The sequence below is a fragment of the Pleomorphovibrio marinus genome, assembly GCF_003347495.1.
GTDB classification, from domain to species: domain Bacteria; phylum Bacteroidota; class Bacteroidia; order Cytophagales; family Cyclobacteriaceae; genus Pleomorphovibrio; species Pleomorphovibrio marinus.
Map to the genome: position 1 here is coordinate 194,313 of NZ_QCXY01000011.1, position 25,514 is coordinate 219,826.

Genomic DNA, 25,514 nt, shown 5'->3' on the forward strand with positions numbered 1-25,514 from the left:
GCCAATGACTTCGGCGACAAGGCCTATAAGTAGGTTAGCTCCATTAGGAAAATCATTATCTAGTGGTGGAACGGCTCTATCTGTTGTCAGTTTAGGTTTTGATGTTGCGGATTATTCGAGCGGTGATTTAAGTGGCTCCCGTTTAGGTTATCGGGCAACAGGAACAGGTGTTTCTATAGGCGTGGCATATGGGCTTGGAGGTCCTTATGGAGCGGCGGCTGGCGGCTTGTTTTTCATGGGAGAAAAGGCATGGGATATGACACAGCCAATGAGGAATGAAATAAGCCGTCAGTACTGGCAATTTAAGAATGACTTTGATAATGCTTTAAGGAGTGGATGGAGGCCAAGATAAAGGATGTATACTTACAGGATTTCAATTAATCACCAATTCAAACACCTTTGGGTGATTTTCTACTATGTCCTTGTAATAGTAAGTGGGGCACTTTACTTTAGTCATAGTAGATATGGGTTTATCGATTATGGAAAAATCATACCGATTTCATTGGTGACAATTCTAATATTCCTCATTCCCCAATTAATCCTTCACATTAATTATTACAGGAGAAACAAAGGCGATATATTTTTTTATGATCCTGCAGGGCAAAGAGTCACGATAAACCGCAAGGGTGAGTCGGCGAGCTTTTCGTTCAGTGATATTGAACTGATAAAGCGGTTTAAATCTTATCCATTGGCAGACAACCGGATGCAGTGGTTTCCTTGGGATAATTACAATTACTCGATTATCCGATTAAAAAATGGCCAGGAATTTATAATTACCAGCTTACTTGTTCCCAATATGGATCTTCCCATTAATTCCAGTAGGATAAAATTGAAGAAAAGGTTTTATCCAATTATACAGGACATGTAACCAATGAAAAAGCCCGGCAAGTCCGGGCTTTTTGCTTATAGTGCTGCCACGTTCTTCTGGAAGAAGTCTTTGAATTTTTTGTTGGTGAGCATCTTGTCGATCAGCTTGAAGATGGTCTGCCGGTCCTCTTCTTCGGTCTGTTGGATAAGCCTGAGCTGTTCGACGGCGGTTTTGTCCTCGATGACGACTTCGGAGGGGATATCCCCATCGTATGCGAATATCTGGTCGGTGGTCATGTTGAAAAGCTGTGCCGCCTTAGTAGAGTTCATCTACGGTGATTGTTAGGGGCCGATCCTATGATAATCATTAAATTGTCGCCGACAAGCGGATATCCTCCATCACCTATAACCACCTGAACCTCCCGGAAATAGTTACCTTTTCGGGCAGCATTGGCAGGATAGAATATAGTTATGATGCGGAAGGAAACAAGCTGCGGCAGCAGGTGTACAACAACACGACACTTTCCTCCACCACCGATTACATAGGGGAGTTTGTGTTCCGGGACGGACAACTTGACTACCTGCTCCAGGAGGAGGGCCGGGTGGCCTATGAGGGGGGCAGCCCTGTCTATGAGTATTTCGTCAAAGACCACCTGGGCAACGTGAGGCAGGTGATCAGGAACCCGGAGACCGAACTGCTTATGGCAACGATGGAATTGGAGAACGCAGAGGAGGAAGAGCAATACTTTGATCAGTTGCAGGCCAGTCGGCAGTTGGGCCCGGAGCACAACGTGACCCCCGGGGGCGAAAGGGTGGCATGGCTGAATGCCGGCCGGGGCCGGATCTTGGGGCCTGCGCGGACGCAGGAGGTTCAGAATGGCGGAAAGGTGAGACTTTCCGTCCACGGCAAATATGAGGTCCCCGGGAAAGAAAGCCTGAGCGCGGGGGCGGTGGCGGACTGGGGCTCCAAAACTACGCTGATCGAAGACCTGCTTGAGTTCAGCACGGTGACCACTCGCTCGGCATCTCCCAATGCGATTACCGTGCTGAATATACTGGACATCCTGATCAAAGACCTACAGCAGAAGGAGGCCCCCGAGGCCTATATGATGTACGCCCTGTATGATGCCGACAGCATGCTGTATGAGACCGGCAAGGAGGTGCTGACAAAAAACGCGGCCAACCAACATGAGGTTTTGGAAAAAGAGCTTTATATTGCAGAGGACGGCTATATGGAGGCATTTCTGGTGAACGAAACTGAGGAGGACGTATGGTTCGACAACTTCACCATCATGAGCGAGGGGCCGTTAATTGTGCAGGAGACCCATTATGACCCCTGGGGGTTGGAGCTTACGGGGCTGGGGTACCAGTATGGGGGGATTAAGGTGAATAAGTATCTCTACAACGGGAAGGAGCACCTGACAGATCATAACCTTAATTTTTATGACTACGGGGCAAGAATGTATGATCCTGCTATTGGGAGGTGGAGCGTCATAGATCCGTTAAGTGAACAAGGCAGGAGGTGGAGCCCATATTCATATGCTTTTGATAATCCTATGCGATACATAGATCCGGATGGGATGTGGCCAGAAAGTCCGATCTCTGATTTTGTCAATGCTACAAGAAATTACTTTGTTTCTAAGACCGAAGAAGCAGTTATCCAAACAACCCGGGCAACTGTTCAAGGGGTTAAAGAGTACGCTAAGAGTTTAGAAGTTAGTTTATTCGGGAAAGCCGATGCAAAAGCTACAAGTGGACTTAGAATGGCCGGTGAAATAAAGGGTGTTGGATTTGACACAAATATCAAATCAGCAGATTTAGTTTCTGTTGAAGGGAACTTAAGTGTGAATGTTGCCTCTGGGGAACTTAAGAGTGACGGGGAATTAGGGTACATGGGGAAAGACGGAAATGTCAAAGGAAGCAGTGGTGGCAGTTTGGGTTATGTTGTAGAGGGAGGTCATAGTCAAGGATCCACAGTAAATATTAGTACAAGCGAAATCCAAGGGACAAATTCAGAGACAACCATCAATGCGGGAAAAATTGTGACTGGTCAAGTAAGATATTCAACCCAATCAAGTGGAGAAGGAAGTAGACAGGAAATATCAGGGGGAGTTGCGACTGGTGGAAAGTTTGGCATTGGGGTCGTAGTGGAAGGAAATATTGAATTAGGTATTAGGGTTAGAAGAAAAACAGAAGATTGATTCGGATGAAGTATTTAAGTGATAAACATATACGTATAATTCAGCTTGTGAACTTACTTGTCCTTGTACTCGTATTTTTCCTGTCGATTTTGTTATGGAAAATTCACGGATCTATCTTTGTTGGGTTGAAAGTACTATTGATTGGAGCTGTATTTTGGGGACCGGTATTTCTTCTTTATCTTAAACTGTTTGAAATAAAATTGATTACACGGGAAAAGATTGCGGTATCTAATTTACTTAGGAAGTATCAGTTTAAAAAAGATGATATAGATGAAATAAGCCCTACCTTGTTGCCATTGGTTTACAAAATATCTTTTAAAAGGTCTCATAAGTTCTTTTTTATGATTCCAGTTGAAAATATCTTTAGAATCCTTTTTGTAAACAGTGAAAAGATAATTGCAGAAATGAGATTGGCGATAGAGAAAGATTGAAATACTCCCCTAAGCAAACCTTTTTGCTTACAGCGCTGCAATGTTTTTCTGGAGGTAGTCTTTGAACCGTTTTTTGGAGACGAAAGTCTCAATAAGTTTCAGGAGGATGGATTTTTCCTCTTCGCCGAGTTCGTTGATAAGCTGTAGCTGTTCGAGGGCTGCCTTGTCGTTGACGGAGACCTTACCGGGTACCCCGTTCTTTTCATTGAAGTAGATCACTTCGTCCACCGACATGCAGAATATTTTGGCGCTTTATATCCGGCCACGGGTAATAAAAATATAAATTCACCTGTTAGTGAAAATTTCGCGAAAAAAGATGGGGCTCTTTCGAAAAAATATATGGCATTTGATTTCCCCTACCCCATATAATTTCCCCTAAATTTTCTTATTTTTGATAAGTTTTTCTGGCTTGAAAATTTAAAAATATGTTTTTTAAAAAATTCGTTTTTTTGTGTTTAGGAATGGCTTATGGACAAAGTGTTTATGCCCAGGTGGGAACAAACCTCCCCTCTTTTAGCAATCAACCCCCAATAGTCCTGCCCGGGGCCGATTATCAGCCCGCGTTCGGGGAGCTCGAAAATTGCATAGATATAATCCGGCAACTGAACCAAAATTACACCGCTTCGGAGGAAAGGTTAAACCACCTAAACCAGGAAACTGACCATGCCAAAAGGGACTCCCTATGGAAGGTTTTAAAGGAGGAAGTGGAACAGGTGAATAATGAACAGATCAATCTGTTCTCTGAAATGGAACAAGACCTTCCCGAAGAGTTTGAAAGCCTTAAAAGTGCTGCCGCATATAACGGGAAAATCCTCCAAAACCATGGCAAGGAAATACCGGAATGGCAGGATATAGGAAGGATGGAGTATTATCTGGACAACGGAAAGGAAAACCTAAAGAATTTTACGGATTTCCATCTGGCAGAGTCTGGAAAGGATTATTTCGGGGATCAAAATGGTCATAATTTTTCGGGAATGCTGCTTTCAGAGGATTATGGGGAATTCCTTATTTTGAATGAAAAAACCCTTCCCGGTGGGGAAAGGCAGGAGGTCGGCCATTTGAACGACCTGAAAACGGGAACTGACCAGGCAGTGGGTAAAAAGAAATTTAGCCTGATAGAAAAAAACAAACTCAAAGGAATCCCCCTAAAAAATCGGCTTACAGCAGGAATAGCCATAAACAGCCTTGAATCCCTCACGGAGGGCTTTAACCTCAATTTTCACGGTGGTTTCCATATCACCCATCAATTCACTTTGTTCTCCGGGCCTACCTTAAAAAAGGATTGGAACAATACCAGTATACTTTTAAGGCCTGAAAAAGAAGGTATAGGAATCCAAACAGGTGGACGTTTCACTTATTCCAAATGGCTCGGGCAGGCCGCCTGGGAAAGAAACAAGGTGAATATTAGCTATCCCTCTGGTGCTCCCCGCGAAAGCTATCACGGCATTACGAATTCCCTTCTAATTGGGCTGGGTAGAAAGATCCCTCTGAAGGAAAAGTGGAATGCTGTGATCACCGGGGTCTATGACCTGGGTTTCCAACATGACAGAAGATTGCACAACAGCCCCTTTTTGTTGAGAATGGGTGTAGAGTTCAATTGAATTGTCCGGAATATAACGACCTAAAAGTAAAATGGAGTTAGACGCCGGATGAAAGGCAACTTCAAGCGGGTTTTAAATTGACCAATCTGTCTATGGTGAAAAAATACGCTTAGATGATGCTCAACAAAAACCTCCCCATTACCACCATCACCGTGGGCAATAGTGCAATACCCGTTGCTTTTAAAAACCCCATTTCAAACTCATGCCGGATCAGCAGGATGAAAAACAGGTAGAAGCCTCCCCAAAAAAGGTACCCCACCCGTTCCATGTCCATGATTCCCAATCCAAAAATAGGCCGCTGCATGGCCATCTCCGAAAAGGTGCCGCCTTCATGAATGCCGTAAAGGACGGCCAAAAAAATCAAGCAATTAAGGATCACGGGAATAAAGGAAACGGACAGGGCGAAGGCCAGCTTCCGGGCACAATACGTCTCATCCAACAGCCCGAACATCAGCCATGAGGTAAGCATGTAAAAAATCGACAGCACCAAGGGGACAAAAAAGGCAATCAGGTTGCTGATGCCCATAAAAAGGCTAAAGAGCGCCACGCCCTCCAGTTCACCCGCCTGTAGGGTATACGACCGCCTGGAGATCCAGTAGAAGAGGATACATACCGTAAGGGGGATCAATAGGTGGGCCTGTTTCTTCATCCGAAAATACTTAAAAACACCTCCAAAAAGGCCGCAGCCACCAAGATGGCCAGGGAGAGTGCTGCCAGGAACATAAATTTGCGGTACTCCATACCGGGCTCCCTATTCAGGATGATGCGCCGGAAAAGGGACATTCCCAGGTAAAACCCCAGGGAGCAGGACAATATAATGCCCACAACCTCTATGGAATGGGGCAGCAGGTGGCTTGCTATTAGACTTAAAGGCATATTATCTCCTGCTACGGATAAGGTGTACCCCAGTACAGCTCCGTTATAAAAGGTGTTCAACGCCGATACCATTCCCAGTGAAAACCCACCGAACAGGTTGATCAATGCCACGGAAATATTGTTCACGGCGATAGCCCATACCAACCCTGACTTTGTCTGACCCAAAGGCGAAAAAATGGCACCGTCCCCCTGAGGGGCCAAATCATATCCCGGGTCAATGTGGAACCCTACCAACCCCCCAAGGATATATACTAGGGAGGCCGATAGGGTGAGGGTCCTTAGGTTCATGACCCTTTTACATACCGGAGGCAGCCCCGGCGATCACCCCGCCTGCAGGGCCCGCGACCATGCCCACGCCGAAGCCCCAGGCAGCGGCATCAATGATCCCGATGGTGCCAATGGCCAGGGTCGCCTCCGGGGAAGCACCTCTTTTGGCGGCCACATAACTGATGCCCGCCCATAGTTTTCCATCCTTGGGGGCTAAGCGGTCCACACTCCCCAGGGCGAAGCTGCCACAGATGGCGGTCAACAATACGAGACTTTTCACTTTGTTTTTCATAGTTGTTTTGGTTTGGTGAGACTATCATATGATATGGGAAGATGCTTTGATAAACCTTGTGTGGAGATAGAGATAGAGGGAGACAAGGAAAAAGGCGGTTACCGCATGCAGCGTGCCTATCAGAAATGCCAGCCAGAAATCTCGGTGCAGGTATAGGACGATCTGTTGGGGTATGGCAAAGGAGAGAAAGCCGATCCCATATCCCCAGGCAAAGGACTTGGTCTTTTTGGGCACCACCCCTCCCCCACAGAAGGGGCATTCGAACTCATGCTCGTTTTTCACCTTCAGGATCAGCATAAAGGGCAACTTTTTCCCACAATGGGGGCAGCAAAACGGTTCCTTTGTCTCCATAGGTCACAACGGTATCTTGTCTTTCTAAACTAGAAATGCAAGTTAACGAAACGAATGTTTCTACTTTCTAAACAAACGTACAGAAATAAAACCTATTTTCAAAACAGTTATCCATTTTTTAGCAACAAAAATTTAGACTTTCTAAATTGCTGTACGATAAAACAATACATTCATGACAGCATTGGGCACATATTTAGCCAAAAGGACGGTAAACAAAGCAGAAGTTTCCAGGCGCACCGGCATCAGCAAATCCCGCCTCACCCAGCTCACCTCCAACGACTCCGCCAAACTCCGGGCCGACGAACTCTACCTGATCGCCCTGGCGATAAATGTGGATCCCGGGGAGATGTTTAAGGAGTTGTTTGGGGGGTTGGGGTTGAGGGGGTAAATAAGAAAAGGTGAAATCAGTAATCGTGATAATGGGGAAAAAGGTAATTGAGGTATTGCAAATCTAAAAGGATGATTAAGAATATACGCTAAATGTATTTTTCCATTTTTTAAGGTAAAAAGGGTAAAAACTTTATAATAATGAGTTCAAAAATTGATCTGACGAAGGCTTATGAAAAGCCTGATAAAAAATGGAGAGCGTATGTGTGGAGTCCAGATGATCCTGAAGAAAAAGCTCCATGTACGATTTCAGTTATTAATGGTAAACCAATAAAAGTTGAATGTTGGGAAAATATAAATGCATTTGATCAGTTGTTTTGTGATTTAAATTTTCATAATCCTTTGGAAGGGTTGCATGGGGTATTTGATGATGGGAAACATTTCTCATTGTTTTACCTGCGACTTGAGACATTTCGTTTGGGAACTGGAATACCCCATATTGGCTTATTAGCTAAATTCTTGGTGAGTGGAGTTCATTTACAAAAAAAAGAAAAAAAAATTGAGGCTCTTTACATTAGGCAACAATTAATAGATGAGTGGAGTAATTTGACCCCAATTGAATTTAAGCAGGAAAGTGATCAAACTTTTGGAAAATTTAATGTAGAAATTGATTTACCTGAAAAAACCACACTCTTTCATTCTAATGAATTGGAGGTTTTCCTAGGCCATGAAATATCATATTCTTCACAAAAGGTAAATAGGATGATTTTATATCCCATTCCTAGAATTGCGCTAAAGTTCAATTCCCCTATATTATTGGATAAAGCAATTACATTTAGGAATGCGATAAAACATCTGATGAAATGTTTTATAGGGATAGAATGTGGAATAGTAGAATCTACAATCAAGACTGGAGATTACCAAATCCAGGAAATTTTTACTTATGAGAATAAATTACGATGGGATTTTAATTCATTAAGTCATCGCAATATTTTTTTGAATATGGAAGTGGTTCTACCATTTTCAAATTCCATACTGAGCAGTTGGTTTAGAATTTTTGGTGAGAATCAAACGGCTATAAATGAATATTATAGGATTTCTGGAGAGAGAACGCTGGTCAATCAACGTGAAATTTTCATGAATTCCATCCAAGGCGTAGAAATGTTTTACAAAATTTTAGAGATAAAAGTTAAAATCGACCCAAAATCAAAAAATGGAAAAAAGAAGGGGGAGCTATGGAAAAAGTTGGAATCAATGCTTGTTATATTACATGGTTTAATTTTTGAATTCATTCCTGATAATGAAATTTTTCTGAAGAAAGTTATAGAAACAAGAAATCATTTTTCCCATTATAATTTAAAATCTAGAGATAATGACCCATTAATTATTCCACAAAATTATTTAGGAATTTACTCCAAGAGGATTGAGCTAATTTGCAACTTGTGCCTACTAATAAAACTTGGACTTCCCATCAAGATCGTTTCAGAAAGATTTAAAAAGCATTATTATTTTTTAATATTAAAAGGAGAAAATATGCATTTGAATGGATAGACCATGGCCAAAATGGTCCTCATTAATTTACAATTTTTATGGAATTGAAGGTTTCTACTAATAATAATATGGCTACAGTTAAAGAAAAATAAGGACCGGAATAATGGATGGAATTATTTCAAGAGGGATTACAAGATTTTTAAAGATTAATCACTTAATTTTACAAAAGCCGATTCCATCCTCCAAATTAAAAATAACCTCGGCAGGGTATTTTATGACTAGGAAGAATCTGAATTTATGAGGATTACCCAACGGGCTTGGGCAGGGCATAAGGAAAATCCCTCAAGGTATCTTTTACCATGATTGTTTTAGCGCTTCAAATTCAAAAAATCCTGCAGGGTAAATTTATTGTCTAAATTTCCAATTAAAACAGTTGATGTTTTATTCAAGACCAACTAAACATGGTTTTGGTGTTGAACTTTGGTGTACTTCCCATGCCTTGAGGACGATCTATCAAGTTTTTTCTGACCTTTAGGATTTTAATCAGAATGATAAATTAACTGAAGATATCCTAAGCGCTTTTTTGTACGAAGTTCGACACACATATCAAGGGGATCGTATAATCCGGGAGAGCAGCCATTTTTCAATTGAAAGGGTCTCATATTATGGTTGCCAAATTTCTTGGGTTCAACTTCTATTTTTCATCGGATTTGTCAATCATAAGAAATCACTATTTCCACAAAATAAACTTTTAGACGCAATAATTCTTCAAATAGAGTACTGGACAGTTGAAGCTTTAGTTGAGTACGAAAAAAAAGCCGGCCAAAAAATGCTTTCATACGATGGAAAATCCCTCGATGGTTCAAATCCCTATTTGTATTTGATTATATGAGATTGACTAACCTTAAATTTTTCGAACTTAAGGGAGGTAAAAACGCTTTTCGTCAATTACCTAAATTGATGAAATCCGGAGTACGTGGGACCTCAGCTTATCATAGGATAAAAAGAAGCCTTCTGCTAAGGGCAAAAGAATTGGAATGTGATCCAGGTGAACTTGATTTGGTTTAGGATAACGCTGTCTATAATGTCCCATGGTAAAATTGACTCAGTATCGTATTTCTTATTAATCAATACTATTCAATGGAATATAGGCCAAATTCGACAAAAAAATTATATTTTTACCTAAAAGCTGTTCATACATGTTGTCAAATCTTAATTTAAAGCTGTAATTGTATTCAATGACCAAATCCAATTTTTTACATTTGAAAACTGAATTCCCCATTCTTTTCAATATCGGTCAAGCAGCGGAGTTCAACCTCTTTCAGGATCCGGTCACGTGCCTATGGAAATTGAGACAGTTTGGGGAAAGGGTCAGTGAACTCCTTTTTGAACTGCATCACCTGGAATTCCCCTATGACAATTCCTTCCATAGCCGATTGAAGACGTTGGAGTTTGAAAATATCTTGCCCCCGCAGGTAAAAGATTTATTGCATGCCATCAAGCATAAGGGAAATCTAGCGGTGCATGACAACAAAGGCTCGTTGGAGGATGCCAAGGGCCTACTGTTTTCTACCTTCAAGATAGCCAAGTGGTTTTACCAGACCTATTCCGAAGAAAATGATGACCTGAGTACCGTAAAATTCCATTTGCCCGAAAATAAGGATGCCCGACATGCGCTGCATGTCTTGGAACAGGAATATGCGGACTTGCAGCAAAAGTTCGAAGAACTGCACCACGAAAGAAGCACAGCCCAACTACCTGAAGAAAAGCGGGAAGAAATCCAGTCCAGATCCCAGCGAGCCGCACGCAAGATAGAAATGTCCGAGGCGGAGACGCGCTTGTTGATTGATGAACAACTGAGGACCGCAGGTTGGGAAGTGGATACCCAAAAGCTCAATTTCAAAAAACATAAAACACTTCCTCAAAGGGGTAAAAATTTGGCCATTGCCGAATGGCCCTGCGGAAGCAAATGGGCGGACTATGCACTTTTTATCGGATTTGATTTGTATGCCATGGTGGAAGCGAAAAAATATGCTTCCGATATTTCCACGGATTTGAGTCAATCCAAAATTTATGCGGAACTGCTCGAACCCAAATATGAAGCAGCACTCTTGGGCGAATGGCAGGGCTACAAAGCACCCTTTCTGTTTTCCACCAATGGGCGACCCTATCTGGAACAGATCAAGACTAAAAGTGGGGTTTGGTTTTTGGATGTAAGAAACAACCATGGGCGCTCCAAGGCCCTTAAGGGCTGGTACAGTCCGGATGGTTTGATCAAATTGCTTGAAAAAGATATACAAGCCTCAGAGGAGAAACTGAAGAGCGAAACGGTAGAGTTCCTTGAAAGTCCATTGGGGCTTGGATTAAGAAAATACCAATTGCATGCCATTGAGGAGTTGGAAAAAGTCCTGTTAGGAGATCCTAACCGGGCCAGGGCCTTGATTACCATGGCGACTGGTACCGGAAAAACCAGAACGATCATCGGTCTTTGTTACCGACTAATCCAATCCAACCGTTTCCATCGGATTCTTTTTTTGGTGGACAGGACGCTCCTCGCTACCCAAGCCATCAATGCATTCAAGGACAATAAGATCGTTGGCCTCAATACCTTCTCGGAGATTTATGGGGTCAAGGAGTTGGGGGAGAAAATACCCGAGCTGGATACCCGTCTGCATTTTGCGACAGTTCAGGGTATGGTCAAGCGGATTTTTTACAGTGATGAAAGCGAAGTCCCACCTGTGGACCAATACGACTGCATCATCATCGACGAGGCGCACCGGGGCTATCTTATGGATAGGGAAATGGATGAGAATGAGCTGGATTTCAAAGATCAGCGGGATTATGTGAGCAAATACCGCATGGTGTTGGATTATTTTGATGCTTTTGCAGTTGGGCTGACAGCTACTCCCGCGCTGCATACCACGGAGATTTTTGGGCCGGCGGTCTATACCTATTCCTACCGGGAAGCGGTGATCGATGGCTACCTGATAGACCATGAACCGCCCTATATCATCAAAACCCAATTGGCTGAAGAAGGCATTGTCTGGGAAAAGGGAGCACAGCCCAAGGCATTGGATAGGGAGACTAATCAAATTGTGGAACTTGAGAAGCTGGAAGATGAACTGAAAATCGAAATCGCAGGATTCAACAGAAAGGTAATTACCCCGAGTTTTAACCGAACTGTTATTCAGCAATTGGTCAAGGAACTGGATCCTGACGGGGAGGACAAGACTTTGGTCTTTGCCGCTACTGACGAGCATGCGGACATGGTGGTGCAATACCTGAAAGAGGAATTTGAAGCGATTGGCGTGGAGGTGGCCGATGATGCGATCCAGAAAATCACCGGGAAATCCTACAATCCCCAGGAACAGCTGAACCGCTTCAAAAATGAAAAATACCCCAATATAGCCGTGACAGTGGACCTGCTGACCACGGGAATTGATGTGCCTTCCATCAGCAACCTGGTATTTTTGCGCCGGATCAAGTCCAGAATTCTCTATGAACAAATGCTGGGCAGGGCCACACGTCGCTGTGATGAAATTGGCAAGGAGGTTTTTCGGATTTATGATGCCGTAAAGATTTACGAGACCTTGGAGGATTTTACCCAAATGAAACCGGTGGTTGCCAATCCAAAAGTCAGTTTCCAGCAATTAGTGGACGAACTCAAGGTAATTGATCAGGGGGATCGTGCCAAAAGACAGGTGGAACAGTTGGTCGCCAAAATACAGCGGAAAAAGCAATACCTGGAAGACGATCAAGAAGAGAAGTTTATCTACAATGCGAAAGGTGCCCATCCGGATGAATTTCTGGAAGACCTGAAAAACCTGGATACCCCTGCCGCTGTGGAGAAAATCATGCAGCTTTCAGGACTTTGGAAATTCCTCGATGAACTCAGGCCTGAGGTGGCTTTGCCTTTGGTTTCAGATCATCAGGATAAATATTTGGGAACCGAACGTGGCTATGGTAAGGCCAAAAAGCCGGAGGACTATCTGGATAGCTTTGCCCAATTTATCCAGGAAAACCAAAATAAAATCGAAGCCCTGAAAATCGTCTGTAGCCGACCTACTGAACTGGATCGTAAGGCCTTGAAGAAATTGATGTTGGCACTGGATCAAGAAGGGTACAATACCCCTACCCTCAATGCTGCATGGAAAGCAGCCAAAAATGAAGATATTGCAGCCGATATCATTTCCTATATCCGAACGCTATCTTTGGGAAGTTCACTAATCAGCCATCAAGAGAGGGTCAAAAAAGCCGTGGACAGCATCCGTCAGCTCAAGGATTGGAACAAAACCCAACTCAAATGGATAGACCGCTTTGAAAAGCAACTGCTCAAAGAAACGGTTCTTAGAAAAGAAGACCTTGACGAGGATCCATTTAATAAAGATGGTGGGTTTGATCGCTTGAATAAGATTTTTGAGGAGCAATTGGAGGAAGTGATTGCTAAGATCAACAAGAATTTATACGCCTAAACTAGAACCATGAGTGCTGAACAGATAGCCAAGAAACTTTGGGAACTATGTAATTTGCTTCGTGATGACGGAGTGACCTACCACCAGTATTTGAACGAACTGACCTATATCCTTTTTTTGAGATTGTCCGAGGTGAAGAAATTTGATCAGGACATCCCTGAACAATATCGCTGGTCCAAGATCAAAGCCATCAAGGACAACAAGGAGCTGTTTGATACCTACCGTGACCTTTTGGCCAACCTTGGCACAATGTCCACCAATGCCACCATCACTGAAATCTACACCAATGCCTCCACCACGCTGAGGAAGCCAGTCAACCTGCGTACCTTGATCACCAATATCGATCAGATCGACTGGTTTGAGGATGAGGAGCAGGACAAGATCGCCAGTATCTATGAGGAACTACTGGAAAAGAATGCCGGGGAGAAAAAGAGCGGAGCCGGGCAGTACTTTACCCCAAGACCCTTGATCAATGTGATGGTAGGACTGTTGGCTCCCAAGGTCGGAGAAAGATGGAATGACCCGGCGGCGGGGACTTTCGGCTTTATGATCTCGGCAGATGATTACCTGAAGCGCAAGTATGACGATTACTATGCCTTGAGTCAGGCAGAGCGGAACTTTCAGATCCATGAAGCCTTTTCAGGATGCGAATTGGTGCAAGATGCCCATAGGCTGGCTTTGATGAATGCCAAGTTGCATGGCTTGGAAAGCCCCATTGTCCTGGGAGATACCCTGACCGAACTGGGAAAGAGTTTCAAAAACTACGATGGCGTGCTGGCCAATCCCCCATTCGGTACCAAGCAGGGAGGAGAGCGGCCTACCCGGGATGACTTTACCATTAAGACCTCCAACAAGCAGCTGAATTTCCTGATGCATATCTACAGATCCCTAAGAAGGGATACGGGTACGGCGAGGGCTGCGGTGGTGCTTCCTGATAATGTACTTTTCGAAGACAATGACGGGCAAAAGATACGCCGTGACCTGATGGACAAATGTGACCTGCATACCGTGCTGCGTTTGCCTACGGGTATTTTCTATGCGGCCGGTGTGAAGACCAATGTGCTGTTCTTTACCCGGGGCAAAAAAGAAACCGGCAATACCCAGCGGGTATGGTTTTACGATATGCGGACTAATGCCCCAAGCTATGGGAAGCGAACCCCCTTTACCCGTAAGGCATTTGCGGATTTTGTAAAGGCCTATACAGGAGGCTTGGGTTTGGAGGAAGTGAAGGACAACTACGATGGAACGGTGGATGATGCCAAGCGCCAGGCCATTCAAGATCCCCGATGGCAGGTGTTTACCCGGGATCAGATCGCTGCCAAAAACGATTCCTTGGATATAGGCCTGATCGAGGATGAGAAGATTAGCAAAAATGCCGACTTGGGTCAGCCTTTGGATATTGCCAGGCAGGCAGCCAGTGAATTGGATGCCATTAAAAAAGAGTTGGATCAGATAATTGGGTTGTTGGAATGATGGAGGATAAGTTACCAAAGGGGTGGACATTTCGTAAAATTGGAGATTTGTCAGAGCAAATCAATGGGAAAGCTTTTAAACCTAGTGATTGGTCGAATAAAGGAACACCAATCATTAGAATTCAAAACTTAAATAACTTCAAAGCTGATTTTAACTATTCAGAAAACATAATTGATGAAAAATTTCATGTATATGATGGTGACCTACTTTTTGCATGGTCTGGAACTCCTGGAACTTCATTTGGTGCACACATTTGGAATAGAGGAAAAGCTTATTTGAACCAGCATATATTTAAAATAAAGATCATAAATGACCAATTAAATCAATCCTATTACTATTACGCCTTAAAAATTACTGTTGAAAAATTTATTATTCAAGCCCAAGGAACAGCAGGATTAGCTCATATAACAAAGAAAAAATTTGAAAATACTGAAATACCCCTCCCTCCCATTCCCGAGCAGCAGCGGATTGTAGCCAAATTGGATGCTTTGTTTGGGCATTTGGATAGTTTGCGGGAGAAGTTGGATGGGATACCTGCCTTGCTGAAAAACTTCCGTCAGCAGGTCCTGACCCAAGCCGTGACGGGGGAGTTGACGAAGGCGAAAATGTCTATTGTTTCATTGGGGGAATATCTAGAAGATATCAAATATGGGACTTCAAAAAAATCTGAATTTGGTTTAGATGGCACTCCAATTTTAAGAATTCCAAATATTGAAGTAGATAAAGGGTTAATATCTAATTCTGATTTGAAATATTCCCAATTAGATGATAAAGAGTATGAGAAATTGAAGCTTCGCCTTGGTGATATTTTAATTATCAGGTCAAACGGTAGTGTCTCTCTGGTTGGGCAATCTGCAATTATACAGGAAACCGAAGAAGGTTATGGCTATGCAGGATATTTGGTAAGGTTAAGAACTAGCGAAGGATTGTTGCCAAAGTTTCTAAATTATATGTTAAAAAGTAATTATTTAAGGAGTCAAATTGTAGAAACAGCACGATCAACAAGCGGAGTAAATAACATTAATTCGACCGAAATCAAATCTTTAAAAATCCCTATTACGAGTTTAGAAAACCAAAAAGCAATAGTTGAAAGAATAGAACTGCTTTTCAATATTTCAGACAAAATCGAATCTCAATACCAAATCCTTAAAGCCAAGGTAGATCAATTGCCTCAGGCGATATTGGCGAAGGCTTTTCGGGGGGAGTTGGTGGGGCAGGTAGTGAAGGAGTATGTGGTGGAGGAAAGAGAGGGGTTGATGGCGGCGGAAGGGAAAAAGGAGTATGGAATAAAGTAAATTATTTAAACGGTTTGTAAAAAATTAACCTATTGCTTAATTTTGACATGAAAAGAAAAGCAGAACTGATAAAAATTTCGAGTGATGGTAAAAAAGCCTTTTACCTGGATGTGGATAATTCACAGGAAATCAAGGCGTTTTTACAATCGGATCCTGCTAATCTTAAGAAGTTCAAAACTGCATTAGAATTGATTTTAAACCACCGTGCCCCAAGGGATCTATACGATAAAGAGAATATTGAAAAGGGATGTGAGCAAGTCACAGCCATCAAATTGTTTAAAGGCAAGAAAAACCCCAGAATTTACTGTCAGCAGTTTACTGACGGTGACACAGAACGTTTTGTAATCATCGGTGTTGAGCTTCTGGAAAAGAAGAAGTCTCAAAAACTTACAGCAGCAGAAAAAAGTATCATCAGAAGAGTTGCGCAATACGAATACGATTTAACCCAAACATCATGACGAACTCAATCAAAAAAGAATGGGATGCACTTTTTGGCACCATGTCCCAAGAAGATCTTGTTTCCTCCAAGGCTGATTTATTGGCCATGCAATTTTTGGGTTTGGTAGACCAGAAAATGGAGCAGGAAAACATCTCTAAGAAAGATTTAGCACAAAAAATCGGTACTTCCGCGTCCTTTATCACCCAACTGTTCAGAGGTGACAGAAAGCCCAACTGGAATATCTTGGCCAAAATGTCTTTGGAGCTTGGAATAGAGTTTAAGGTGATGACTGAAGGAATGATTCAAGAAAGAGTTACTGAGGAATTGATGGATTACCATAAGCGCTGGACCAAAACCCAAGAGTATCTTAAATTAAAAAACCAAGTCACCAATCCTCAAGCGGTAATGGCGGTAAGCCATGCTGATCAGGATGTAATTGCCATGGCAGGATGAAAGCGAAGTTTTCACCTTTACAGTTATTGGATTTCAAGCTTTTGGAATCGCACCTTGAGTTTATTGTACCGGATGAAGGAGAACTTGACGTCCAGGAATTATTTCATTCTTATTCCGTTGACATAGATTTTGGCATTAAGGAGAATGAGGAGGATCAAGAGATACAATTATTCACAATGATTCAAATCAATTCCGGTGAAGATGATAGACTTCCTGGTTACAAGATCATGGTGGAAGGCGGGGGCACTTTCCGTATCCAAAACCCTGATGAACTCGCGGAAAGTCTCAAAAAAAATCTCACCCAATTTTCTACCTTGAACATGATGATCAACAACCTCCGAAACATCATCTATCAAATCACTAATTTAGGGCCCATGGGCGGGTATTTATTGCCACCGATTGATATTACGCAGTTGTTGAAGGATAAGGTGGGGGAAGGAAAGAAAGAAAACTAATTCATTCACAATCAATATGTAATGGAATTCGAATTAGATATTCCGAAAAAGCAGTTCAAGGAGCACCTTGCAATACCCAATAACCAGCGCATTATTTTTTCCGGTGCTTTTGGGACTGGGAAGACCTATTTTTTAAACAGGTATTTCGAAAAGCATGAGCAGTACGAAGCCATTCATATCTACCCTGTTAATTATTCAGTTGCCTCCAATGAGGATATTTTTGAATTAATCAAGTATGATATCTTATTTAAACTTCTTGAAAAGGGGCTGGATTTTGGTGAAGTGAAAATTGATAAGGGCACTTTTCTTCCATTTTTCTTAAAAAATCATGCTACTGAAATCATCCCATCCTTATTGGGAGTTATACCAAAAGTCGGTGGCTCAATGAAAGACATTGCTAAAGGTCTAATTGATTTGAACAATAGGTTTGAAAAAGAATTTAAAGAAGCAAACCTTACGAATAAAGACAGAATCATTTCTTATTTGGAGACCTTTTCCAAAAACCAAGGATCAATCAAAGAGGAAGATTTTTTTACCCAATTAATTTGTGGGTTAGTTGGGCAGTTAAAGGAAAAAGGCAAGGAAATAGTTTTGATTATCGATGACCTGGATCGTATTGACCCGGAACACATTTTTAGGATAATGAATGTCTTGGCTGCCCATGTTGATATCAAAAAAGACAGCGATCAAAATAAGTTTGACTTCGATAAAATCATCCTTGTCTGTGATATCGAAAATATCAGGAAAATCTTTTCCAACCGTTACGGAGCAGATGTGGATTTTTCAGGATATATCGATAAGTTTTATTCCAGATCGCTATTTCATTATGATTTGTCGGGGGAGGTTGTTAAGAATATTGATTCAGTTTTTCAGAGTGTAATCATAAATAATGGAAGAAGCGAAATGCGATTAGCTGAATATAGAAACGATGGTTCCACTATAATTATAAAATATATTATCCTAGCTTGTTTACAATATAATTTGATTCCAATAAGGGTTTTAAAAAGAATACTCTCAGGATCTTCTGCTCTAAAATCTAGAAGGTTTTGGAAGGAAGGGGACGGTAAAAGCATTGATAGTGAAGAAATTGAATTAATAAAAGTTGTAGACTTTCTTTCTTATTTATTTCAAGGGTACCAGAGCTTAGTTAGCAAATTAGACTTTTTAATAGGAAGAGATATAAAAAATCCCATGACAACTTCAAGAAGCTTTCTGGTAGAGGAATGGTTAAAAGCTGCGTGCTTCAAAGAATATGCATCATTTGTGGACAGGACATCTTTAAAAGATATTACAGAAAGAGAATTAGAAATAAAGGGAATGAAATTTAAATTTTCGATTTCGAGGATTGGAATGAAGCAAGACCATTGGAAGGACTTTTACGATTTCAGAATTCAGTCAATCTGTATTCCTGAAAAAGTAAATGTCAGGATAGATTCTCTCGATTTTTTTGAATTGTTAACTTGGCTTTTAAGAGAAAGTGATTTTAAGCAGTTATTTAATGAACGGGCATTATATTAATTAAAGTATAGCCAAGATTGATCAATTGCCTCAGAAGATACTGGCGAACGCTTTTCGGGGGGAGTTGGTGGAGCAGAAGGTGAAAGGTTATGTGATGGAGGATTGGGAGGGGGTGATAGGGGCGGCGGAGAAAGGGGGGATGAGGAAAAATATAATGAATAATGAAATAAACAGTAAAAAAATGAAATTCATAAAATCAATTATTGCCCAAATCATTTCGGTTACAGGCCTGAGTTTTATTTTGTATTCGTGTCATGATGATCCAGACAAAGTTATTAATAATTTTAATGATGCTACCATGAATATGGAATATCAAAAAGCTATGATAATTCTAAATAATGGATTCCCCGACAAAATTGATTATGATCATTTTTACTATTATGGAATTGCCTTTAAAAATCTTGGTGAATTAGATTCAGCAGAGATCAATTTCAATTTGGCCATTTCTTTGGATAGTAACAGATATGAACCATATTTAAGACTTTCGGAGGTTTATTTGGCGCGTAATGAAATTGATGTGGCATTACCCTACATTCATAAAGCTAACTCTATTGATCCAGACAATGTCAATATTTTATTTCAGTTTGCTAATTACCATAGCTTGAAGAAAGACAAAGATAAAACACTGTATTACTTCCAACTTGCGGCTGATCGAGAACCAGACAATGCCTTCGCATTAACTAACCTTGGAGTTTTTCATTTAAAGAATGGTGAATTCGATGAAGCGGAGAACAATTTTAAGCAAGCTTTGCTATTGAATAGTGAACCTGCCGTAAAAGCAAAAATAAATGAAAATTTAGGATTAGTATATTTCAATAAAAGTAATCTTGATCAAGCAAAGCAATATTTTCGACAGGCTTTCAATCATTCTACAAAAAATGAAAATGTTAATTTTCATTTAGGAATAATCTACGCAAAAGAAGGGAGCCATTCTAAAGCTATATCTCACCTTACCAATTCTATAAGCTCAAAAAGTAATGATGATAAAACATATTTCAATAGAGCTATTTCATATTATGAGTTAGATAAATTCCAAGAGTCAATTACTGATTTGAATCGAGCAATTGAGTTAAATGGAGAAATTGCTGAATACTATGTATTGAGAGGACAAGTTAAAATTACAATTGGCCAAGATGATGAAGGGTGCATTGATTTTAAAAAAGCCAGTGCTTTAGGATTTAAAAGTATTTCAGCTGCAATAAATGAATTTTGTTTATGAAAAAATTATTCTCAAAAGTCCTAATCTTTCTTTGCGTCGTTTTATTCCTGACAAGCTGTGAAGCTTACATTGAATTTGAAATTTTCAGGACAAAAGCTTTTGTTATTGTCTTTATAGTTACTTTAGTCATAGGTGTTATAGGGCTACTTTTTAGTAAAAAGGACTCATTTATGGGGGGAAGTCCCTTGAGTTTAATAATGATTGCTTAGTTTTATGGTTGTAAAGTGGTCGTATTTTAAATTTAAACTTTTAAAGATTTGGAGTGGAGATTAAAAATAACTTCCGACTTTATGAGTAGGCTTGTATTGGTGATTTTATCACTGTGCTTACTTGTATTTCTTATGTAAATGAGATAGGGCCATTAGTGGAACTTTCAAAACAGGATAAATTTCCACTATGCCTGAGTCCAGAAGTCCTGTGACCGACCACTTTACTTTAATTTTCATAGAATCACCTCAACCCCCATCTTCAATTCATTTAAAATCGTTGTCAGGATATCTTCTGAGTCTGTCTCTATGCTGATGATCAGGCTGTATCGGACGGATTGCTCGTAGCGCTTGTGGACGGATCTGTTTTTCCACCAACCACCGGTTGGGATAATGGCCAGCTCATTTTTAGTTGCCAAATCTGCGGAATTGCCTATCCAAATATCCCGATGTATAGAGCCTTTATCCCGGATATTTTGACCAATGATCCAATTTTCTTTTCCTTCTTTTTGATACTCCTCTCCCAAAGATTCTCTAGCCTCTTTATTGATTCTTGCTAAGAAGGCTTCAGAAGATTCATTGCTATCCTTCAATTTGAAGCGGAGACCATGTGAGGCATAGTTGTTGGCTTTAGCATAGCGCTTATTTCCGGGATTAGGCTCAACAAAATAGGATAGCGTAACATTTAACCGAACTTGCGAACTACCCATTTCCAAAAGTTGCTCTTTGGGCCAAGGCAATACAAATACATGGCATTCATTTGCCTGAGCCCTGCTTTTCTCGAATTTGTATGGTTTGATGGTTTCTTGGACAACCAAAGAAACAGAATTCTGTAAGGTATATAGGGCATTGGGTAAAAAGGGCACTCCATAACCAACACTTCGAAGAAGTTGATTTTTATCATCTGTGGATAGTTTTTCGATTTCCCTGTTTCCAAGCATTTGATCAGTCCATTGAGCAGCATGAACCATCAATGCCCGTACTGTTTCTGGCCAAATTGTCGGGTAATTGTCCAAAATACTAGCAGCAAATTTGGTTGCAAATGCCGTGGCGGAGGAGGTTTCTCCAAAAGTGGTGAACAATGAGCTTGCCATTCCTCCTTTGGAAATACTTAATGGCATCAAGGAATCAGGATCACAAAGACCGTTATTCCATACTGCGGAATTTCCTCCCTCAAAAACAACCTCTGGTTTGATAGCCCATTCTTTTTCCCAAATAAGGCTGGTACTGCTTGAAGGAGCTAATTGACCCCTTTGAGCCAAGAGAGTCGCTCCCGGGTATCTGGATAGATCAATTTTGTCTTTCAACGTATATGCCCCAACCGTCAGTGCATTGAAAGCTTGGGCGGGGTCATGTATGCTGTATTCTTGATTGGATAAAGGATATTCCAGCCATCTTTGATTCGGAATATTTCCTGCAGAAACCAATAGTAACCGCTTCCAATATTCTTCTCCGAAGGCTGATTTGTCAATTGCCGCAGACCAAGAGCTAGGTCTGCCAAAGTGCGAATCTCCATCAGCAGTAATGGCCATACAGAATACTCTTTGGCCTATAGGCTTTGTCTCTGCCCTTGCAATAGCTTCCTCGGTGGTTGGCCCATAAAATTCCGGATCTGAGGGTTTTGATTCCTGTATTAGCTTTACACTTTCTAATCGATGGAAGATTCTAATAGTATCGCTTGATAGTAATGCTTCAGTCAAATCACCAAAAAAGATGATTCCTGACATGGGAGTTCCGTGACCTGAAAAGCTCCAAGAATCATTAGTCCCCCATGAGGGGTCCACACTATCTACTTGGATAATTGATTTCAAAGGAGCCAGTAAGGGATGGTTTTCATTGATCCCAGAATCCAAAAGGCATACTGACAAGTTAGGATTTTCTTGAACTTCTAATCGCTGGGCCAAGTTGGCTATCCAAGCTTTCTGTTCAGGAATATTCATGGATGTAAAAGCATCTGATAACTCTACTGGCTTTCTTAATTCATCCAGGTATTGAGAATACAGCAGTGGTTCTGCCAGTTTTTTGGCGCTTCCCTTAACTAGTATCACCAGGTGTTCTGGAAAAACCAAAAATCGAGAGGAGATTTGTACCCCAAACGCTTGTAATCGTTCAGCAATCTCTGTTCGGACGGCTTCCTCTGATGAGGTAATTATATCTAACCACACTTCCCACCACACTTCTTGTTCAATATCAGGGAAGGGGATTTCAGGTTCCTGCCAAAAGGATTTTAAAGTAGCTTGATGGATAGACTCAAGGTTGGATAAAAGGCTTGCGTTTCTTGGGTTTCCAGAATCAAAATTTCTTTCTATTTGAGAGTAATCATTGATTTTTTCAAGAAAAGTTTTAATTCCTTTCTTGGAAAGATAAATCGAACTGATGGTTTTTTCCTGACCTTTTTCCTCCTTTTCTTGTTTTAAAGAAGCAATTCTTATATCTCCGGCTTTTGCTTCAAATTTTTTGATATCAAGTTCAAAACCGGGAAAAGTTTCAAGCTCTACATACACGAAATCACCTGGTTCACCCTGCCAAAAGTCTTCTAATGCTTCTTCAAACTCGCTCTTTAGCTTACTTCCATGTTTGGTTTGATCGATATTTTTGTTCGTTTCAAACCGACCAGTTCCTAGGGGAGTAAAACTTATTGAATGGGCCTTATTCTCAAAAAATATATGCTTAAAAAATCCATCCATGTGTTTTGATTAGTAGGTTTTCTTTCTTGCCATTATATATTGAATTATTTTTTCTTCGGTTACATGATTTTCCCCGTACAGTAAATAATCTTTCCAGGTATCTTCACATATTTTATGCACTTCGGCATAGCTCAAACCTATAGACTTTTTGGATAACTTATCAAGATCCATCTCTTTTAGGGCCCCTATTTCAGCTAACCTAGCGGCAAAAATTTGTTTGATTTGTACCTCGGTAGGATTAGTATAATTGATGATATCATCAAATCTTCGGAAAAGAGCATTATCCAAGCTTTCCGGTAAATTGGTAGCTGCAATAATCAAACTATTGGATTTGTCTTTCTCTATCTGTAACAAGAAACTGTTTAATACCCTTTTGATTTCCCCCACATCTTGAGTCTGAGTCCTTGTACTACCGATGCTGTCAAATTCATCAAACAGATAAACAGCCCTAAAGTCCATCATGGCATCAAAAATCAACCGAAGCTTGGCAATCGATTCACCAAGGTATCTGCTGATTAGTCCATCCAATCGTATGACAAATAAAGGAAGTCCGAGTTCACCCGCTAATGCATGGGCCGTCATGGTTTTCCCTGAACCAGGAGGACCCACGAGAAGCAATTTCCTTCTAGGTTGTAGATTATGGCTTAATAATTTGTCTAGATGTCTTTGTTCATGGATTACCTTTGCCAAAGTCTCTTGAACTTCACTTGACAGCACCATGTCTTTCAATTTAGTTTCTGGACTTACCAACTCCAAAAGGTCATTCAATTCCTTTTGGGCAGCATTGACAGGTAATCTTTTGACAACAGCTTTGGAGGATTTACTCTTGTCTATGAGTTTTTTCAATTCCTCGGCTAATGCTACATGACCTTTCCTGGCTTCTGAGGCTGCAATTTGCATAGCGGTAGCATAAAAGCGGGATTCATCCCCTTCACCAAAAGATTTGATTAACATTTTTATTTGATCTGCTACTGCCATGGTTGGTTTTCCAAAAATATACACTTTGAAATACTAACGTAAAATAATACAATATGCCCGAACAAGCCATGAAATTCCTTAGTTTCTTTTTTTGATATAAAAAATTAGGGGTTGATTTCTGAAAATCTCCACATACAATTTTCAATGGGCGGGAGACTTTCTATGGTTTTTCGTATGATAAACTGAAGCTAGCTAAATCATTTTTAGATACGATTCGATGATTCTTTTGGATATGGTTTCAAGATGATCGAGTCTGATAAATTTACGGTGTAATCAGGTGTCTGGAAACTATAGAAAGGTCTCTAGAAAGGTCTCTGATTCAGAATTTGTATATGGTTAATCTTAGTTAAACCTCCCTGATTTCCCCCACATTTTTTTTACTTTTAGCGAATGCAGCCACCAAAACAAGCATTCAAACTCCTGTCCGCCGTCTTCCTTACAGGACATTCGCTGTTTTTTTCTTGCACAAGCAATCCGGATTCTTCCCATGAAAGACTTCTTTCCTATACTATAGACACCGTGCTGATAGACTCCAAGGATGAAATTTTGTTTTTACAACGCGATTTGCTCGTCTCGGATTATTCTGAATTCGACGGGATGCTGTATAATTTAAATGATAGAACCCATCATGTCGAACAAATCAACCTCAACAACTTAACTCTCGAAAAAACGATCCCATTCGAGCAAGAAGGCCCCAATGGCACAGGGTTTTGGACTCCTAACCTTCAAGCAGTGCCCGGGATGAAGCTCTTTTTAGGTGGTGAACGTACTGGGATCTATAACCTCAAAGGGGAATTGCAGCATAGATTTGATTGGACTTCTGTAACTAAAGAAAATGGGGGGCTCTTGAATGAAGAGCGGGTGTTTTATCAAGTGGTCAACCCCAACTTCCATCATCAGGTCTTTGCCGTTGTCGTACATGATCATGCCAGTTCAGTATCCCTTCGACGCCTCAATAGCTCAAGCAATTCCATTCAATCCTACGACATAGACCCCCAGGAACACTTTAAAACCTATACCTTAGGTGAATTAAACACTTACAACAAATGGTATCCAAAAATTCACTTCAGCAGCATCAAGGATCATGTCATCGTTTCCCACGAATTTGCCAATGATTTTTATGTTTTGTACCCAGAAAAGGATTCACTGATTTCAATCCAATACGATTCACCTTTTCTACCATCAAAAGTAACTCCTACTACAGTAGGAGACTTGGAAAACTCAATAGAGGATCGAAAAAATGCACTCAAAAACTATCGGAGCCAAGTTGTGTACGGTCCACTTGTTTTTGATACTAAAAACAAACACTATGTGCGCCTGGCCGCGTCCATTCAGTATGGAGAAAAAGAACGGGAAAGATCTTTACTCCCAGAAATTAGCGATAGCATGCTATATATTTCAATTTTTGATGAAAATTTCAACCATCTCGTGGATCAGGAAATCCCCGAGCTCAAAAAAACAGGAATCCCCAAATATTTTGCCCGGGAGGGGGCACTTTGGATGTATCTAAATATGGAGGATGAATTAGGCTTTATACGGATTTCACAATCAACTGGGGTATAGGGTCAATGAACCGGTAGATTATGAAGGAGTTGAACATTCCAGTAGGTTTTTCCAGCTTTTATTCAGGGCATTGGCGGAGGAGTCTATCAGCATCAGTAAGGCAGGGGCCTTG

24 protein-coding genes are annotated in these 25,514 nt (G+C 41.0%); 16 read left to right on the plus strand and 8 right to left on the minus strand.

The window, feature by feature from the left end; all coding sequences use genetic code 11:
* Positions 1-4: 4 nt before the first annotated feature.
* Positions 5-352, plus strand: coding sequence for a hypothetical protein (locus DB520_RS22280; protein ID WP_114751994.1), 348 nt, complete (start codon positions 5-7; stop codon positions 350-352).
* 551 nt (positions 353-903) lie between these two features.
* Here the strand turns inward: DB520_RS22280 and DB520_RS22290 are convergent.
* A complete protein-coding gene (locus DB520_RS22290) occupies positions 904-1,137 on the minus strand; it encodes a transcriptional regulator (RefSeq protein WP_232835098.1) in 234 nt (77 codons plus the stop codon).
* Between the two features lie 173 nt (positions 1,138-1,310).
* Between DB520_RS22290 and DB520_RS22295 the strand changes: the two genes are divergently transcribed.
* Together DB520_RS22295 and DB520_RS22300 are read left to right on the plus strand one after the other, a co-directional pair.
* Entirely contained in the window at positions 1,311-3,008 is a 1,698-nt protein-coding gene (locus DB520_RS22295; protein ID WP_198675419.1) for an RHS repeat-associated core domain-containing protein, read from the plus strand.
* Between the two features lie 5 nt (positions 3,009-3,013).
* Positions 3,014-3,439 (plus strand): hypothetical protein, encoded by a 426-nt coding sequence (locus tag DB520_RS22300; RefSeq protein ID WP_114751997.1) that lies wholly within the window; start codon positions 3,014-3,016, stop codon positions 3,437-3,439.
* A gap of 27 nt (positions 3,440-3,466) precedes the next feature.
* Here the strand turns inward: DB520_RS22300 and DB520_RS22305 are convergent, their stop codons facing one another.
* Positions 3,467-3,673 carry a hypothetical protein gene (locus DB520_RS22305; RefSeq protein WP_198675420.1) on the minus strand — a complete coding sequence of 69 codons (207 nt, stop codon included), beginning with the start codon at positions 3,671-3,673 and terminating at the stop codon, positions 3,467-3,469.
* A 215-nt stretch (positions 3,674-3,888) separates the two neighbouring features.
* On the opposite strand from DB520_RS22305, the gene DB520_RS22310 reads away from it, so the two are divergent.
* Positions 3,889-5,040, plus strand: coding sequence for a hypothetical protein (locus DB520_RS22310; protein WP_232835099.1), 1,152 nt, complete (start codon positions 3,889-3,891; stop codon positions 5,038-5,040).
* A gap of 109 nt (positions 5,041-5,149) precedes the next feature.
* Here the strand turns inward: DB520_RS22310 and DB520_RS22315 are convergent, their stop codons facing one another.
* Genes DB520_RS22315 through DB520_RS22330 form a run of 4 tightly spaced genes read right to left on the minus strand, consistent with a single transcriptional unit; the run spans position 5,150 to position 6,772 of the window.
* Positions 5,150-5,689: a hypothetical protein gene (locus DB520_RS22315; protein ID WP_114751999.1), complete on the minus strand. Its 540-nt coding sequence runs from the start codon at positions 5,687-5,689 to the stop codon at positions 5,150-5,152.
* Entirely contained in the window at positions 5,686-6,204 is a 519-nt protein-coding gene (locus DB520_RS22320) for a stage II sporulation protein M (protein WP_114752000.1), read from the minus strand. Before DB520_RS22320 ends, DB520_RS22315 begins: the two co-directional genes overlap by 4 nt.
* Before the next feature lie 7 nt (positions 6,205-6,211).
* Positions 6,212-6,475, minus strand: a complete 264-nt coding sequence (locus DB520_RS22325; RefSeq protein WP_114752001.1) for a hypothetical protein — start codon at positions 6,473-6,475, stop codon at positions 6,212-6,214.
* Positions 6,476-6,499: 24 nt separating this feature from the next.
* Positions 6,500-6,772 (minus strand): hypothetical protein, encoded by a 273-nt coding sequence (locus DB520_RS22330; protein WP_232835100.1) that lies wholly within the window; start codon positions 6,770-6,772, stop codon positions 6,500-6,502.
* 226 nt (positions 6,773-6,998) lie between these two features.
* Between DB520_RS22330 and DB520_RS22335 the strand changes: the two genes are divergently transcribed.
* From DB520_RS22335 to DB520_RS22390, 11 genes are all read left to right on the plus strand, one after another.
* A complete protein-coding gene (locus tag DB520_RS22335; protein WP_114752003.1) occupies positions 6,999-7,214 on the plus strand; it encodes a helix-turn-helix domain-containing protein in 216 nt (71 codons plus the stop codon).
* A 140-nt stretch (positions 7,215-7,354) separates the two neighbouring features.
* Positions 7,355-8,704, plus strand: a complete 1,350-nt coding sequence (locus tag DB520_RS22340) for an ApeA N-terminal domain 1-containing protein (RefSeq protein ID WP_114752004.1) — start codon at positions 7,355-7,357, stop codon at positions 8,702-8,704.
* 508 nt (positions 8,705-9,212) lie between these two features.
* Positions 9,213-9,536: a DUF6904 family protein gene (locus tag DB520_RS27715; RefSeq protein WP_394340953.1), complete on the plus strand. Its 324-nt coding sequence runs from the start codon at positions 9,213-9,215 to the stop codon at positions 9,534-9,536.
* A gap of 370 nt (positions 9,537-9,906) precedes the next feature.
* The gene (hsdR, locus tag DB520_RS22355) at positions 9,907-13,116 is read left to right on the plus strand and encodes a type I restriction-modification system endonuclease (RefSeq protein ID WP_232835101.1); all 3,210 of its coding nucleotides are present in this window, start codon (positions 9,907-9,909) and stop codon (positions 13,114-13,116) included.
* A gap of 9 nt (positions 13,117-13,125) precedes the next feature.
* The gene (locus DB520_RS22360; protein WP_114752008.1) at positions 13,126-14,589 is read left to right on the plus strand and encodes a class I SAM-dependent DNA methyltransferase; all 1,464 of its coding nucleotides are present in this window, start codon (positions 13,126-13,128) and stop codon (positions 14,587-14,589) included.
* Positions 14,586-15,884 carry a restriction endonuclease subunit S gene (locus DB520_RS22365; RefSeq protein WP_114752009.1) on the plus strand — a complete coding sequence of 433 codons (1,299 nt, stop codon included), beginning with the start codon at positions 14,586-14,588 and terminating at the stop codon, positions 15,882-15,884. The genes DB520_RS22360 and DB520_RS22365 overlap by 4 nt, the downstream gene beginning before the upstream one ends.
* 47 nt (positions 15,885-15,931) lie before the next feature.
* A complete protein-coding gene (locus tag DB520_RS22370; protein WP_232835102.1) occupies positions 15,932-16,342 on the plus strand; it encodes a hypothetical protein in 411 nt (136 codons plus the stop codon).
* Positions 16,339-16,776, plus strand: coding sequence for a helix-turn-helix domain-containing protein (locus DB520_RS22375; protein WP_114752011.1), 438 nt, complete (start codon positions 16,339-16,341; stop codon positions 16,774-16,776). The genes DB520_RS22370 and DB520_RS22375 overlap by 4 nt, the downstream gene beginning before the upstream one ends.
* The gene (locus DB520_RS22380; RefSeq protein ID WP_114752012.1) at positions 16,773-17,231 is read left to right on the plus strand and encodes a preprotein translocase subunit SecB; all 459 of its coding nucleotides are present in this window, start codon (positions 16,773-16,775) and stop codon (positions 17,229-17,231) included. Before DB520_RS22375 ends, DB520_RS22380 begins: the two co-directional genes overlap by 4 nt.
* A gap of 21 nt (positions 17,232-17,252) precedes the next feature.
* Entirely contained in the window at positions 17,253-18,749 is a 1,497-nt protein-coding gene (locus DB520_RS22385; RefSeq protein ID WP_114752013.1) for a P-loop NTPase fold protein, read from the plus strand.
* 25 nt (positions 18,750-18,774) lie between these two features.
* Positions 18,775-19,968 carry a tetratricopeptide repeat protein gene (locus DB520_RS22390; RefSeq protein ID WP_114752014.1) on the plus strand — a complete coding sequence of 398 codons (1,194 nt, stop codon included), beginning with the start codon at positions 18,775-18,777 and terminating at the stop codon, positions 19,966-19,968.
* A gap of 442 nt (positions 19,969-20,410) precedes the next feature.
* Here DB520_RS22390 and DB520_RS22400 read toward each other — a convergent pair whose 3' ends face one another.
* Both DB520_RS22400 and DB520_RS22405 read right to left on the minus strand, forming a co-directional pair.
* Entirely contained in the window at positions 20,411-22,861 is a 2,451-nt protein-coding gene (locus tag DB520_RS22400; RefSeq protein ID WP_114752016.1) for a S8 family peptidase, read from the minus strand.
* A gap of 9 nt (positions 22,862-22,870) precedes the next feature.
* Complete coding sequence (locus DB520_RS22405) at positions 22,871-23,839, minus strand: AAA family ATPase (RefSeq protein ID WP_114752017.1); 969 nt, start codon at positions 23,837-23,839, stop codon at positions 22,871-22,873.
* A 390-nt stretch (positions 23,840-24,229) separates the two neighbouring features.
* On the opposite strand from DB520_RS22405, the gene DB520_RS22410 reads away from it, so the two are divergent.
* Positions 24,230-25,402, plus strand: a complete 1,173-nt coding sequence (locus DB520_RS22410; protein ID WP_114752018.1) for a DUF4221 family protein — start codon at positions 24,230-24,232, stop codon at positions 25,400-25,402.
* Positions 25,403-25,514 lie beyond the last annotated feature (112 nt).